Origin of the sequence: Paracoccus sp. PARArs4 (assembly GCF_947311865.1) — a bacterium.
GTDB classification, from domain to species: Bacteria; Pseudomonadota; Alphaproteobacteria; order Rhodobacterales; family Rhodobacteraceae; genus Paracoccus; species Paracoccus zeaxanthinifaciens.
Genome location: NZ_CAMZMW010000006.1, coordinates 25,583 through 39,257, shown reverse-complemented (window position 1 = coordinate 39,257; position 13,675 = coordinate 25,583). Strand labels below are relative to the sequence as shown.

The window sequence follows — 13,675 nt, the reverse complement described above, 5'->3', positions numbered from 1 at the left end:
GGATAGTCGAAAGCGCGATTTCGACAACCGCAGGCAGTAGTCCGCCCATTCGAGGGGTCGCGCCCCAAGCCTAAGCCCACCGGGCCCTTCGGACGACCCCGAGGCACCGGCAAGTATCGCCGCATGCAACGGCTGCGGTCGGGTGATGGTGCATGTCAACTTGCGGACCCTGTCCGCGCCAAGGGGAAGATGGTCATGGTCGTTTCGCTTAACACGGGCAACAACCTCTATGCCTATGACGGCAGCGTCGCCAATCTGCTTGGGCTGGACGTTCTTCCTGTATTTTCCGGACAGACCTCGGGGATCATCACCGACGGCGACGGAATCCTGACGCAGGACGACGACACCACCGTGAGCTTGGGTGGCGGGCCCGAGCAGCCACTGAACTACATCGGATCCAGTGCGGTTATCGGTGCAATAAACTCGACACCGATGATAATCTTCTCGACCGGCAGTGGCGATACCGAGCAGCTTTGGGTCTATCTTCCGCAGGGCTTGCCGTTCTTGGGTGGTGTGCTCGCGTCATATGCCCCCCTCAGCACCGAGCCCCTTAACCTGTTCGCAAACGCCCCGGGCGTCGTGGACGGAACCGCCGATGGTCAGACCATGGGGGTGGGCTTCACCGATGCCGATGGAGACCGGATCACGAACGGCGCCGACACGATCCTGGGCAATGGCGGCAATGACGGCATCGGTGCGGGCGGGGGCGACGACCTCGTCTTTGGCGGGACCGGGAACGATACCGTCAACGCGGGCGACGGGAACGACACCGTCTATGGCGAGGACGGGGCCGATTCCATCGTGGGCGGCGCGGGGGCCGACCTGATCGATGGCGGTGTCGGCGACGACGTTATTGGGGGCGACGCGGGCGCCGACCTGATCTATGGCGGGGCCGGCAACGATAGCCTGTACGGAAACGCCGACGACGACACGATCTATGGCGGCATCGGCAACGACATCCTGTTCGGGCAGGGTGGGAACAACACGCTGTTTGGCGAGGAGGGCAACGACACCCTGGCGGGCGGCAACGGTTTCGCGGACCTGATCGAGGGCGGGATCGGCGACGACCTGGTCATCGCGACCTCGGGGGCCGACACGGTCGATGGCGGAGAGGGGACCGATACTCTTCAGGCGTATATTGGCGTAGAAACCCTTGCCAACAACATGAACGTGACCGTCGACGAGAACGGCAACGGCTCGGCCACCATCAACGGCGTCAACGGGGGCACCTTCACCTCGTTCGAGAACTTCGTCGCGGCCGAGGTCGCGGGCCAGAACGACACGATCACCTTCAGCACGGCGACCGGTTTCGACAGCATCACGGGCATCGCTCCGGGTGCCAGCGGCGTCTTCACCAGCGACGAAGGGACCATCGTGCCCTTCGGCGGCGCGGGCCAGCCCACCTATGGCGAACTGGTCGTGGCGATCCAGTCCGGCACCTATGGCCGCGGCACGATCAGCATCACCGGCGGCGACGAGGCGGGCCAGGTCGGGGGGATCACCTTCTCGAACTTCGAGACGATCAACATCTCGGTCACCTGCTTCACCCGCGACGCGATGATCATGACCGACAATGGCGAGGTCCGCATCGAGGATCTGACCGAAGGCGATTACGTCCAGACCGTCGACAACGGCCTGCAGCAGATCAAATGGATCGGCAGCCAGAAGCTGAGCGCGGCCGATCTGGGCGCGAACCCCAAGCTGAAGCCGATCCGCATCGCGGCGGGCGCGCTTGGCTGCGGGCTGCCGGAACGCGACCTGATCGTGTCGCCCCAGCACCGCATGCTGGTCCGCTCGCGCATCGCGCAGCGCATGTTCGGCCAGCCCGAGGTGCTTGCGGCGGCCAAGCAGCTGCTGGCGCTGGACGGGGTCGACGTGATGCACGAATGCACCGAGATCGAGTATTTCCACTTCATGTGCGACCGTCACGAACTGGTCATCGCGAACGGCGCGGCCACCGAGAGCCTGCATACCGGCCCCGAGGCGATGAAGTCCCTGCCGCAGAAATCGCGCCAGGAGATCCTGTCGATCTTCCCGGACCTGCTGGATGTGGACTATTCCTCGATCGCGGCGCGGATGCTGCTGTCGGGCAGACAGGCGCGGCAGCTTGCGATGCGCCACCAGCGCAATGCCAAGCCGCTGCTGGCGGCGGTGCACTGACGGCCCCCACGATCACGAAGCCGTGATCGGTGTAACATTCCGGCCCTCCGGCACGAACCGCACGTCATGGTTCATGTCGGAGGCCGAAGATGATCCGTTTTCCCTTGAAGGCCGCTGCCCTTTCGCTCGTGATGGCCACGGGCGCATTCGCGGGCGAGCAATATGTCGACCGCACCGGATACGCGGTGTCGGGATATGACGTCGTATCCTATTTCGACCTTCCGCAGGCGGCCCTTGGCCAGCCGCAACCGACGCCCGCCAAGGGGCTGAAGCAGTTCACCGCAACCTATAACGGCGCAAGCTTCGCCTTCGCCTCGGCGGCGAACCGCGACCGGTTCCTGGCCGATCCGGCGGCATTCGCGCCCCAGTATGACGGGCATTGCGCCTATGGCGTGGCCAAGGGTGGCAAGGTTCCGGGCAATCCGAACCTGTGGCGCATCGTCGATGGCAAGCTGTATCTGAACATCACCGACAGGGTCGTAGGCTTCTGGGAAGAGGATATTCCCGGCAACATCACGCTGGCCGAGGGCAATTGGGGCGGGATCGAGGGGGCGGCCGCATCCCGCGACCGCATTCCGGGTTTCCGCGCCTCGGTCCCCGACTGAGCCTGACGGGCATCCGTGGCAACGACCGACGGGTGCCCCACGAACAGACCAACAGGAAGGCCAAGCGAATGAAGACCGACATCTGCGACGGCAGCGTCAGCATCACCGATTCCACCGCGCTCGAGGAATGGAACAGCACCATCCGCGCCTTCCTTGCCCATGGCAGCCAGACGCCGGTGCATCTGGGCGCGGTGCTGGAACGCGAACCGGGCTTTGCGATGGGGCATGCCGCCAAGGGGCTGTTCACCCTGATGCTGGGCCGGCGCGAACTGATCGCCCCCGCGCAGGATGCGCTGGATGTGGCCCTGGCCGCGCTGCGCCAGGGTCAGCCCGCGCTGCGCGAAAAGCTGTGGTGCCGCGCGCTGTCTGCATGGCTTGCGGGCCGTCCCTCGGGCGCGATCGCCGCCATGGAAGAGGCGCTGCTGGACAATCCGCGCGACACGCTGTCGGCCAAGGTCTCGCACGCGATCCGCTTCGTGCTGGGCGACCATCACGGGATGCGGCGGTCCATCGAACGGGTGCTGCCCGCGCATGGCCCCGACCACCCGCTGCGCGGCTTCGTGCTGGGCTGTCACGCCTTCACGCTGGAGGAGACCGGCGATTACCGCGCTGCCGAGGCGGCGGGGCTGGAGGGGCTGCGTCACGCCTCGGACGATGCCTGGGGGCTGCACGCGGTCGCGCATGTCTATGACATGACCCATCAACCGGATCGCGGCATTTCCCTGATCGAGGAAAACTGCGGAAGCTGGCTGCATTGCAACAATTTCCGCTATCACGTCTGGTGGCACAAGGCGCTGCTGCATCTGGACCGGGGAGAGCTGGACAAGGTGGTCGAACTGTACGACACCGAGGTCCGCCACGACCGCACCGACGATTACCGCGACTTCTCGAACGCCAGCTCGCTGCTGATGCGGCTGGAGCTTGAGGGCGTGTCCGTCGGCGACCGCTGGAACGAGCTTGCCGACCTGGCCGAGACCCGCGCCAACGATGCCTGCGTGGCCTTCGCGGATCTGCACTACATGATGGCGCTCAGCCAGCAGGGGCGACAACAGGCGACGCAGGCCATGCTGGAACGGTTCCACCGCGACGCCGCCGCCCCCGAGGCCGAGACGCTGCGCATCATCGCCGATCCCGGCCTCACCGCAGCCGAGGGGCTGGCCGCCTATGGCGAGGGGCGCTATGCCGCCGCCTTCCGCAACCTTGCGCAGGCCCAGCCCCGCATGCAGACCGTCGGCGGCAGCCACGCGCAGCGCGACGTGTTCGAACGCATCACCATCGACGCAGGGATGCGGGCGGGCTATCTGTCGGAAACCGAGGCCCTGATCCGTAAGCGCACCGCGCTGCGTGGCGGGGTCGAGGATGCCTTTGCCGCCGCCCGCATGCAGCAACTCTCTGCCGCGATGCGGCTTGCCGCCTCTGCCTGAGACTGAAAGAGCACCGACCCGCATGACCATGGTCCAAGACATCTCCGATGCCGGTCGCGCCCCCGCCGCGACCGTCTCGGCCCCTGCCGCGCGCGTGCGCGACCCGCGACTTGATTTCTTTCGCGGTATCAACATGTTCATCATCCTGATCGCGCATGTGCCGTCGAACTGGCTGACGCTGTGGATCCCGGCGCGGTTCGGATTTTCCGACGCGACCGAGGCTTTCGTCTTCTGTTCGGGCGCGGCCTCGGCCATCGCCTTCGGCAAGCTGTTCGAACAGCGGGGCATGGCGCTTGGGACGGCGCGGGTGGGCTTCCGCATCTGGCAGGTCTACTGGGCGCATATCGGGCTGTTCATGGCGATCGCTGCGACCATGGCGATGCTGAACGGGCTGGGCAGCTTCGAGAAGGACTATGTCGGGTCGCTGAACCTGCATCCGTTCTTCAATGATCCGTTGACGAACCTGCCCGCGCTGATGGGGCTATTCTATGTCCCGAACTATTTCGACATCCTGCCGATGTATCTGGTGCTGCTGGCGCTGATGCCGGTGGTGATCTGGCTGGCGGGTATCTCGCGTTTGCTGGCGCTGGCGCTGGTCGCGGGGCTGTGGCTGACCGCGAATATCGGCGACGTGAACTTCCCGGCCGAGCCGTGGTCGGACCGCCAGTGGTTCTTCAATCCGCTCGGTTGGCAGCTGATCTTCTTTACAGGCTTCGCCTTCTCGGCGGGCTGGATCCCGAAGCCGCCGGTCGATTGGCGACTGGCGGTGATCGCGGCGGCGGTGGTGCTGCTGACCGTGCCCTTCGCCTATTTCCGCATCATCAACGCCATCCCCGAGATCGGTGCATGGCGGTCCGACTGGCGCTTCCTGATCCAGAAGAGCGATTTCGGCATCCTGCGCTATGTCCATTTCCTGGCTGTCGCCTATCTGGCCTGGATCGCGGCGGGCGAGGCCGGGCACCGCCTGCTGCCGCCGGGCGGGCAGGGGGCCGTCACCCGCATCTGGCGTGCCTGCCTGGCGATGATCATGAAGGTCGGGCAGCAGTCGCTGGCGGTGTTCATCGCCTCGATGTTCATGGCGCGGCTGATGGGCGTGGCGCTGGATCAGGCGGGCCGCAGCAACTGGACGATGTTCTGGGTCAACCTGACGGGCGCGGCGCTGCTGGTCATGGTGGCCTATGTTGCGGGCTGGTTCAAATCCCACCCCTGGCGCAAGAGGGCCTGAGCCGATGCGGCGTCGATCCGTCCTGGCCGGTCTTATGGCTGCGGCCCTTGCCCCCCGCGCGACATGGGCCGAGGAACCGGGCCTGACCCTTGGGGATGCCCAGCCCTTCTCGGTCGAGGGGCTGATCGACCGGGCGCGCCGCATGGCCGGCGCCCCTCATCGCCCGCGCCCGCAGATCCCGCAGGCATGGCACGAGATCAGCTATGACCAGTACCGGATGATCTGGTTCGACGGGCGCAATGCGCTGTGGCGCGGCGGGCAGGCGCCGCTGCAGGTTGACCTGTTCCCGCCGGGGCTGTTCTATCGCCGTCCGGTCGGCATCTCGGTGGTCGAGGATGGGCAGACCCGTCCCGTCCTGTTCGACCTGGGCGTCTTCGACACGACCGACCGCTTTCCCGATCTGCCGGTGGACGAAACGCTCGGCTATTCCGGGCTGCGCCTGCGCGCCGAGATCGAGAAGCCCGGCATCTTCCAGGAATTCGCCGTATTTCAGGGCGCCAGCTATTTCCGGGGGATCGGCACGGGGCAGATCTATGGCCTGTCGGCCCGCGGCCTTGCCATCGACACCGCCGAACCAAGCGGCGAGGAATTTCCCGAGTTCACCGATTTCTGGATCGAGCGTCCGGCGGACGCTGCGCGCGAAACCGTCATTCATGCGTTGCTGGACAGCCCGCGCGCGACAGGTCTTTACAGTTTCCGCATCCGCCCCGGCGCGGTCCTGGAAATGGACGTGACCGCGCATCTGTTCGCGCGCCAGCCGCTGTCGCATGTCGGGCTGGGGCCGCTCACCTCGATGTTCCTGTTCGACGAGACCATCCGCGACCGGTTCTCGGATTTCCGGCCCGCCGTCCATGACAGCGACGGGCTGCTGATCCATAACGGCGCGGGCGAGACGATCTGGCGGCCCCTGTCCAACCCGCGACAGCTGCAGATCTCGGCCTTCGTCGATGACGGTCCGCAGGGTTTCGGCCTGATGCAGCGGGCGCGGGGCTTCAGCGATTTCGCCGATCTCGAGGCGCTGTACCATCGCCGTCCCAGCCTGTGGGTCACGCCCGATGCCGATTGGGGGCGCGGGGCCGTCACGCTGGTCGAGATCCCCGCCGATCGAGAGATCTTCGACAATATCGTCGCCTATTGGCGCCCGTCCGAGCCGGTCCTGCCCGGTACCGAACACCGTTTCGGATACCGCCTGTCATGGGGCGACGATCCCGCGCCCCCGCGCGGGCTGGCGCAGGTCACCAATACACGCATGGGCCGCCACATGCAGACGCAGGACTGGATCATCACGGTCGATTTCGCCCCGCATCCCGATCTGGAGGGCGACCTGTCGGGCGTGGAGCTGGTGACCCGCAGCAGTGCGGGGCAGGTCAGCGGCGGCGTGCTGCAGCGCAACCCCGATACCGGGGGCGCTCGCCTTGCCGTGACCTTCACCCCCGGGACCGCGACCCTGGCCGAACTGCGCGTCCAGTTGCGCGCCCCCGACCGCCCCCTGTCCGAGGTCTGGCTGTATCGCTGGACGGCCTAGTCGCCGTCCAGCCCCAGATCCCGCCTGACGCGGTCGGTATCGGCCCCGAAACGCGGCGGTGCGCTGCGATAGGTGACGGGCGTGCGCGACAATTTCAGCGGATTGCCCAGCAGCCGCACCTGTCCCGCCTCGGTTTCGGGGGCGTCCATCGCGACGGTCATCTGCCGGGCCTGCGCCTGTTCCGAGTTCAGCGCCTGGTCCAGATCGTTGATCGGCCCGACGGGGACCTTCACCGCCTCCAGCCGCTGGACGATCCAGGCGACGGGATGGGCGGTCAGCAGCGGGCGCAGTTGCGGTATCAGCGCGTCGCGGTTCGCCAGCCGCGCAGGGTTCGTCGCATAATCCGGGTCCGCCGCCAGATGCGCGGCGCCGAACACGTCGCAGAACCGCGCGAATTGCGCGTCATTGCCGACGGCGACGATCACATGCCCGTCCGCGGCCTGGAACACGTCATAGGGCACGATGTTCGGATGGGCATTGCCGCGTCGCTGCGGCAACTGCCCCGAGGTCAGGAAGTTCGTGCCCTCGTTGATCAGCCAGGCCATCTGCGCATCGACCAGCGCAAGGTCGATATGCTGCCCCTCGCCGGTGCGGTCGCGGTGGCGCAGCGCGGCAAGGATGCCGATGGTGGCATACATCCCGCACATCACGTCCGCGATGCCGACGCCCACCTTCATCGGCGGGCCTTCGGGGGCGCCGGTCAGGCTCATGATGCCGCCATAGCCCTGCGCCATCAGGTCGTAGCCGGGCTTGTCGCGGTTCGGTCCCGTCTGCCCGAACCCCGAGATCGAGCAGTAGACAAGCCCCGGATGCCGCGCCAGCAGCGTGTCGTGATCCAGCCCGTACTTGACCAGCCCGCCGGGCTTGTAATTCTCGATCACCACATCGGCGCGGGCGGCCAGCGCGGCGACCAGATCGCGCCCCGCCTCGGTGCCCAGATCGGCGGCGACCGACTGCTTGTTGCGGTTCGCGGCCATGAAATACGCGCTGAGATCGCCCGTGCTGCCATCCTTCAGCGTGGCATAGGGCGGACCCCAGCCGCGCGTGTCGTCGCCGCCGCTGCGCGGGTTCTCGATCTTGATGACGGTCGCGCCCAGATCGCCCAGAAGCTGCGTCGCGGTCGGTCCGGCCAGGATGCGCGACAGGTCCAGGACGACCAGCCCCTCCAGCGCCATCGGCGTCTTGTCGTTGGTCATGTCACAGCCGCCCGTCATAGGATTTGCGGTCGATCACCGCCGCGATGACGGTAAAGCGGGTCTCGGCCATGGCGGCCTGCAGCGCGTCCTGCAGCTCGGCGCGATTGCGCACGGTATGTCCCGCGCCGCCGAAGGCACGTCCGATGGCCGCGATGTCCGGTCCCTCGAAATCGACCCCATTCGAGTTCAGGCCCATCTGGCGCTGCTTCAGGTCGATCAGCGCAAGACTGGCATCGACGAAGACGACGAAGATCGCGGGCGTGCGCAGTTCCGCCGCCGTGGCAAGTTCGCCCGCGACCATCAGGAACCCCGCATCCCCGGAGAACGACACCACGTGGCGCTCGGGCGCGGCCAGCGCCGCGCCGATGGCCAGCGGCACCGCGCAGCCCATCGTGCACAGCCCCGAGGATTGCATCAGGCCGCGCGGCTCGGTGCAGCGCCACATCTGCGACAGAAGGATGCGATGCGCGCCGCTGTCGGCGGTGGCCAGCGTGCCTTCGGGCAGGGCGGTCATGCAGGTGTCGATGACGGCGGCGGGGCCCCAGTCCTCGTCGCGCGGAAAGGCCGCGGCCAGTTCGGATTTCAGCCGCGCGATGCGGTCGCCCCATGCGGCGCGGGGCGTCACCCCAAGCGCCAGCGTGGCAAGCGTCGCCCCGCAATCGGCCACGAAGTTCACGCCCGCCTGATGCATGTAGTGATGGTTCGGCGCGGCGGTGATGTCGATGACGGGCACGGTGGCCGCGTCCCACGGGTCGCGCCAGCCCACGCGCATCTCGATCGGGTCATAGCCCGCGCAGATGATCAGGTCGGCCTCGGCCAGCAGGGGCAGCAGCAGCCGATCGGCCTTGGGCGACAGGCCCGCCGCGCCAAGCGACAGGGGGTGATCCTCGGGGATGAGGCCCTTGGCCTTGTAGGTCGAGATGACGGGCGCGCCGAAGCTTTCGGCAAAATCGCGGATCGCGGCACCGGCATTCTGGTTCATGGCGTCCAGCCCCATGACGATCACGGGACGTTCCGCCGCCGCCAGCCATCGCCGCGCCTGCGCCAGATCGCCCCCGTCGGCGGGTTGCAGGGGCGCCGCATCCTTACGGTCGAAGACGGGCCGGGCGGGCACCGGCGCCGAGGCGACCGAGATCGGGACGTCGATATGCACCGGACCGGGGCGGCCTTCGGTCGCGATGGCGACAGCCTTGTCGGCAATCGCCGCCGCCGCGCCCGCATCGAAGGTGAAGCTGGCCTTGGTCACGGGGCGGAACACCTCGCGCTGGTCCAGCACCTGGTGGGTATAGGTCGCGGCCTCGGCCGGGTCGATCGCGCCCGACAGCACGATCATCGGCACGCGGTCCTGCCGCGCGTTCTCGACCACGTTGACGGCGTTCAGGGCGCCCGGCCCCACGGTCGTGACCAGAAGCGCGGGCGCGCCGGTGCGGTGATAGACCCCTTCGGCCATGAAGCCCGCGGCGTTCTCGTGCTTGGCCAGCACGAATTCGATCCCCGCGCGGGCCAGCGCGTCGATCAGGGCCAGCACCTCGCCCCCCGGCATGCCGAAGGCGAAGCGCACCCCCGCCCGGTACAGCCGCTGCGCAAGGATGTCCGCCGCCGTCATCTGCCTCGTATCCGTCATCAGATCGTCCACTTTCCTGTCCAAGCTTGTCTTCGCCTCTTCCATTCGTCGCGGAACCCGGTTCTCTTTCACGGACGAGGTAACAAACGCGTGATCGCGCGCCTGCCCTCGTAACTTTCCAGCAGTTCGGACGGAATTGGAACAACAACAAACGACCAACAGAGAACGGAGAGCAAGAATGACCCAGACCTGCACCAACACCCCGCCCCTGAATGCCGATACCGTGATCGCGATGGTCATCGCGGGTTCCGTGGCCACCGTCGCCTTCGATCTGTGGGGGCAGGCGATCAGCCCGATGCTGGGCTTTGCGAACCTTGCACCGGCGGGGCTGGCGCGGTCGCTTCTGGGCACGTTCGGGCTGCCGAATGCCGCGTGGGCGGGCAATTTGATGCACCTGTTCCTGGTGGGGCTGATCGCCTATCCGGTGGGGTGGCTGTACATCTTCCGCCCGTTGCAGCAGAAATTCGCGCCGGGCATGCCGATGCTGCTGTCCTCGGCCATCTACGGGTTCGGGCTGTGGATCTTCGCGATCGGCGGGATCTCCTCGGTCGCGGGGCTGAAGTTCTTCCTGGGCTTCACGGGCATCACCTGGGTCGCGCTGGTGGGGCATGTGCTCTATGGTATCGTCGCCGCGATCACCTTCGACTATCTCGCCCGCCGCCGCTGAGCCTGTGCCTCAGCGCCCCGGCAGGTCGAACCGGACCGTGCCCTCGTTCCAGCCGTCCACAAGGCAGCGCGCGCGGATCAGCACATGGTCCGCGTCCTGCGGGACGGCGATCCCCGACAGGCTGCGCGTGAAGGGCTGTTCGTCCACATGCGGATGCGCCAGTTCCCGCGTCCCAAGGACCGAGCCGTCCGGCGCAAGCACCTGCCAGGCATCGGCATAATGGTCCCACCCGGTATCGGGGTGGCGCAGAGTGACGTCGAAGCGCCAGCCATTCGCGCCCTCGCTGGCGCGGACATCCTCGATCGTGACCGGGTCGGCTTGCGCGGGACCGGTCAGAAGCGTCAGGGCCAGCAGCAGCGAACCCACCCGCGCGGGCATGACATGGCCTGTGCTGTGCATCGCGAACCCCCTTGGCGTTTCGGCAAGCGTCGCGCATCGGGCGGCGCTTTGCAATGCGGCCCGCGCTCAGCGGTCCTGCCAGATGCGGGCGATGGTGTCGCCCGCCAGCGCGATGCGAGGGTCGGTCGCGCGGGTGCCGGGGGTCACGAAATGCAGCGCCGTGCGAAGATGCAGGTCGGGCACGATTGCCAGGCCATGCGCGTGGCTTTCATGCAGCGCCACCGCCTCGCGGCACAGGCACAGACCGATCCCCGCGCGCACCAGTTCCAGCATCGAGTTTTCCTGATCCGCCAGCGTCACGATGTTCTGCTGCAATCCCTGGGGCCCGAGGACACGGGACAGCAGCCGCGAATGCACCGATTCCACGGGCGTCCCGATCCAGGGCAGCGCGGCAAGCCCCGCCCAGTCCAGCCCCCGCAGCCGCCCCTCCCACCCGCGTGGGGCCACCACGCGATAGCTGAGATCGGTCAGCCTGCGAAACGCCAGGTCCTGTGCGGGATCGTCGATCAGCGCGGCAAGATCCGCAGCCTCGCCCAGGAAATAGCCCACATCCAGCTGGTCGCGGGCGATGCGGCGCAGGATGTCGCCGCTTGTGCCATGGGTCAGCTCGGGGCGCAGATCGGGGGCCTGTCCGACGAGCCCTTGCAGGAAATCGCCAAGCCGGATGAACTCGGGGTCGATGATGGTGCCGATGCGCAGCGTGCCCCGAACCGAGCTGGTAAGCTGCCGCGCATGCAGCTCGAATTCCTCCATCTGGGCGCAGACGCGCTGCGCCTTCAGCAGAAGGGCGGCCCCGTCGGGCGTCAGGTCCAGCCCGTGCGGGCTGCGGGTGAACAGCTCCAGCCCGGTTTCCCGCGCCAGCCGCCGCAATTGCAGGCTGACGGCCGGCTGCGTCAGGCACAGCGCCTCGGCCGCGCGCGAGACGCTGCCTTCGCGCGCGACGGTGACGAAAGCCGTCAGGATCTTCAGGTCCACCCTCGGTCTCATATCAGCAGGATTTATATCGCCCCGCGCGATTAGTCATTAGCCTTCTGCCCCCGCACCCCGCTAGATCTGGTCCCCAAGGGATCGCCCCCGCGCAAGGGGACCGAGGGAGGAGCTGCCATGCCGGAAGACCGGTTCGACTATATCGTGATCGGGGCCGGATCGGCGGGATGCCTGCTGGCGAACCGCCTGAGCGCGGACCCCGAGAAACGCGTCCTGCTGCTGGAGGCGGGCAAGCGCGACAACTATGCCTGGATCCACATTCCGGTCGGATACCTGTATTGCATCGGCAATCCGCGCACCGACTGGCTGTATCATACCGAACCGGACAAGGGGCTGAACGGGCGCACGCTGCGCTATCCTCGGGGCAAGACGCTTGGCGGCTGTTCGTCGATCAACGGCATGATCTACATGCGCGGGCAGGCGCGCGACTATGACGGCTGGGCCGCGCTGACGGGCGATGACGACTGGTCGTGGGAAAACAGCCTGCCCGATTTCAAGGCGCACGAGGATCATTACCGGCTGGATGGCGGGGCGGATCCCGCGACGGGCAGCAACAGCCGGTTTTCGGACATGCACGGGCGTGGCGGCGAATGGCGGATCGAGAAGCAGCGCCTGCGGTGGGACGTGTTGGAGGATTTCACCCAAGCCATGGTCCAGGCGGGCTTCGAGCGGAACGAGGATTTCAACACCGGCGACAATGCGGGCGTTGGCTATTTCGAGGTGAACCAGCGGTCCGGCTGGCGCTGGAACACCGCCAAGGCATTCCTGAAACCCGCGCGCCGCCGTCCCAACCTGACCGTCTGGACCGAGGCCACGGTGCAGCACCTGCGGATCGAGACCGGCCCCGACGGGGCCAGGCGCTGCACCGGCGCGACAGTGCGGAGGGGCCCCGAGACGCTGAGTGTCCACGCCCGGTCCGAGGTGATCCTGTCGGCGGGCGCGATCAATTCGCCCCAGATCCTGCAGCTCTCGGGGATCGGTCCGGCGGAGCATCTGCGCGATCACGGGATCGAGGTCACGGCGGACCTGCCGGGCGTCGGTGCCAACCTGCAGGACCACCTGCAGATCCGCGCGGTCTACAAGGTCACGGGCGCGAAGACGCTGAACACGCTTGCCGGAAACGGGTTGGGCAAGATGCGGATCGGGCTGGAATACATGCTGCGGCGGTCCGGCCCCATGAGCATGGCCCCCAGCCAGCTGGGCGCGTTCACCCGCTCGGACGCAGCCCGCGCGCATGCGAACATCCAGTACCATGTCCAGCCGCTCAGCCTCGAAGCCTTTGGCGAGGGGCTGCATCCTTTCCCCGCGATCACGGCCAGCGTGTGCAACCTGAACCCGACCAGTCGCGGCCATGTGCGTCTGCGGTCGGGCCGCGCGGGCGATGCACCGCTGATCGCCCCCGGCTATCTGTCGACCAACGAGGATCGGCTGGTCGCGGCCCAAAGCCTGCGCCAGGTCCGCAAGGTCGTGTCCCAGCCCGCTTTCGCGAAATACCGGCCCGAGGAATGGAAGCCCGGCCCGCAGTTTTCCACCGACGAGGATCTGGCGCGGGTGGCGGGCGACATCGCGACGACGATCTTCCACCCCGTCGGGACCGCGAAGATGGGCCGCGCCGACGATCCGGACGCCGTCGTGGATTCTCGTCTGCGCGTCCGCGGCATCAAGGGGCTGCGCGTGGTCGATGCCAGCATCATGCCCCGCATCACCAGCGGCAACACGAACGCCCCCACCCTGATGATCGCCGAGAAGGCCGCCCGCTTCATCCGCGAAGACGCCTGAGCCGAGTGGCTTGACCGGTAGGTGGCGCAATTGGTGCCCCTGACACTTCCCATGGCCATTTGCCGCATTGTCGACAGCTCGCCT

At 67.2% G+C, this 13,675-nt stretch carries 11 protein-coding genes; 7 read left to right on the top strand and 4 right to left on the bottom strand.

All coding sequences use genetic code 11. The annotated features are described in order from the left end of the window. Positions 1 to 195: 195 nt before the first annotated feature. The 5 genes from QMZ16_RS06495 to QMZ16_RS06475 all read left to right on the top strand — a co-directional run bounded on the left by QMZ16_RS06495 (position 196) and on the right by QMZ16_RS06475 (position 6,939). On the top strand, positions 196 to 2,160 hold the full coding sequence (locus QMZ16_RS06495; protein WP_282602596.1) for a Hint domain-containing protein: 1,965 nt from the start codon (positions 196 to 198) through the stop codon (positions 2,158 to 2,160). A gap of 89 nt (positions 2,161 to 2,249) precedes the next feature. Beyond that, positions 2,250 to 2,765, top strand: coding sequence for a YHS domain-containing (seleno)protein (locus tag QMZ16_RS06490; RefSeq protein WP_282602595.1), 516 nt, complete (start codon positions 2,250 to 2,252; stop codon positions 2,763 to 2,765). Between the two features lie 68 nt (positions 2,766 to 2,833). Then, positions 2,834 to 4,189: a tetratricopeptide repeat protein gene (locus QMZ16_RS06485; protein WP_282602594.1), complete on the top strand. Its 1,356-nt coding sequence runs from the start codon at positions 2,834 to 2,836 to the stop codon at positions 4,187 to 4,189. A 22-nt stretch (positions 4,190 to 4,211) separates the two neighbouring features. After that, on the top strand, positions 4,212 to 5,414 hold the full coding sequence (locus QMZ16_RS06480) for an OpgC domain-containing protein (protein ID WP_282602593.1): 1,203 nt from the start codon (positions 4,212 to 4,214) through the stop codon (positions 5,412 to 5,414). A gap of 4 nt (positions 5,415 to 5,418) precedes the next feature. Continuing rightward, on the top strand, positions 5,419 to 6,939 hold the full coding sequence (locus QMZ16_RS06475; protein ID WP_282602592.1) for a glucan biosynthesis protein G: 1,521 nt from the start codon (positions 5,419 to 5,421) through the stop codon (positions 6,937 to 6,939). Here QMZ16_RS06475 and QMZ16_RS06470 read toward each other — a convergent pair. Continuing rightward, positions 6,936 to 8,135: a CoA transferase gene (locus QMZ16_RS06470; RefSeq protein WP_282602591.1), complete on the bottom strand. Its 1,200-nt coding sequence runs from the start codon at positions 8,133 to 8,135 to the stop codon at positions 6,936 to 6,938. The two genes, QMZ16_RS06475 and QMZ16_RS06470, sit on opposite strands and share 4 nt — an antisense overlap. A 1-nt stretch (position 8,136) precedes the next feature. Continuing rightward, a complete protein-coding gene (locus QMZ16_RS06465; protein ID WP_282602590.1) occupies positions 8,137 to 9,759 on the bottom strand; it encodes a thiamine pyrophosphate-binding protein in 1,623 nt (540 codons plus the stop codon). Positions 9,760 to 9,937: 178 nt separating this feature from the next. Here QMZ16_RS06465 and QMZ16_RS06460 point away from each other — a divergent pair, with 178 nt between their 5' ends. Next, positions 9,938 to 10,426, top strand: coding sequence for a DUF6789 family protein (locus QMZ16_RS06460; RefSeq protein ID WP_282602589.1), 489 nt, complete (start codon positions 9,938 to 9,940; stop codon positions 10,424 to 10,426). 9 nt (positions 10,427 to 10,435) lie between these two features. Here QMZ16_RS06460 and QMZ16_RS06455 read toward each other — a convergent pair whose 3' ends face one another. Together QMZ16_RS06455 and QMZ16_RS06450 are read right to left on the bottom strand one after the other, a co-directional pair. After that, the gene (locus QMZ16_RS06455) at positions 10,436 to 10,825 is read right to left on the bottom strand and encodes a hypothetical protein (protein WP_282602588.1); all 390 of its coding nucleotides are present in this window, start codon (positions 10,823 to 10,825) and stop codon (positions 10,436 to 10,438) included. 66 nt (positions 10,826 to 10,891) lie between these two features. Next, positions 10,892 to 11,800, bottom strand: a complete 909-nt coding sequence (locus QMZ16_RS06450) for a LysR family transcriptional regulator (RefSeq protein WP_282602587.1) — start codon at positions 11,798 to 11,800, stop codon at positions 10,892 to 10,894. 129 nt (positions 11,801 to 11,929) lie between these two features. On the opposite strand from QMZ16_RS06450, the gene QMZ16_RS06445 reads away from it, so the two are divergent. Further along, complete coding sequence (locus tag QMZ16_RS06445; protein ID WP_282602586.1) at positions 11,930 to 13,591, top strand: GMC family oxidoreductase N-terminal domain-containing protein; 1,662 nt, start codon at positions 11,930 to 11,932, stop codon at positions 13,589 to 13,591. Positions 13,592 to 13,675: the final 84 nt, after the last annotated feature.

Bases quoted from the DNA above. Each gene is read 5' to 3' on its own strand.
- QMZ16_RS06495 (WP_282602596.1), top strand. From the start codon at position 196: ATGGTCGTTTCGCTTAACACGGGCAACAACCTCTATGCCTATGACGGC.
- QMZ16_RS06490 (WP_282602595.1), top strand. From the start codon at position 2,250: ATGATCCGTTTTCCCTTGAAGGCCGCTGCCCTTTCGCTCGTGATGGCC.
- QMZ16_RS06485 (WP_282602594.1), top strand. From the start codon at position 2,834: ATGAAGACCGACATCTGCGACGGCAGCGTCAGCATCACCGATTCCACC.
- QMZ16_RS06480 (WP_282602593.1), top strand. From the start codon at position 4,212: ATGACCATGGTCCAAGACATCTCCGATGCCGGTCGCGCCCCCGCCGCG.
- QMZ16_RS06475 (WP_282602592.1), top strand. From the start codon at position 5,419: ATGCGGCGTCGATCCGTCCTGGCCGGTCTTATGGCTGCGGCCCTTGCC.
- QMZ16_RS06470 (WP_282602591.1), bottom strand. From the start codon at position 8,135: ATGACCAACGACAAGACGCCGATGGCGCTGGAGGGGCTGGTCGTCCTG.
- QMZ16_RS06465 (WP_282602590.1), bottom strand. From the start codon at position 9,759: ATGACGGATACGAGGCAGATGACGGCGGCGGACATCCTTGCGCAGCGG.
- QMZ16_RS06460 (WP_282602589.1), top strand. From the start codon at position 9,938: ATGACCCAGACCTGCACCAACACCCCGCCCCTGAATGCCGATACCGTG.
- QMZ16_RS06455 (WP_282602588.1), bottom strand. From the start codon at position 10,825: ATGCACAGCACAGGCCATGTCATGCCCGCGCGGGTGGGTTCGCTGCTG.
- QMZ16_RS06445 (WP_282602586.1), top strand. From the start codon at position 11,930: ATGCCGGAAGACCGGTTCGACTATATCGTGATCGGGGCCGGATCGGCG.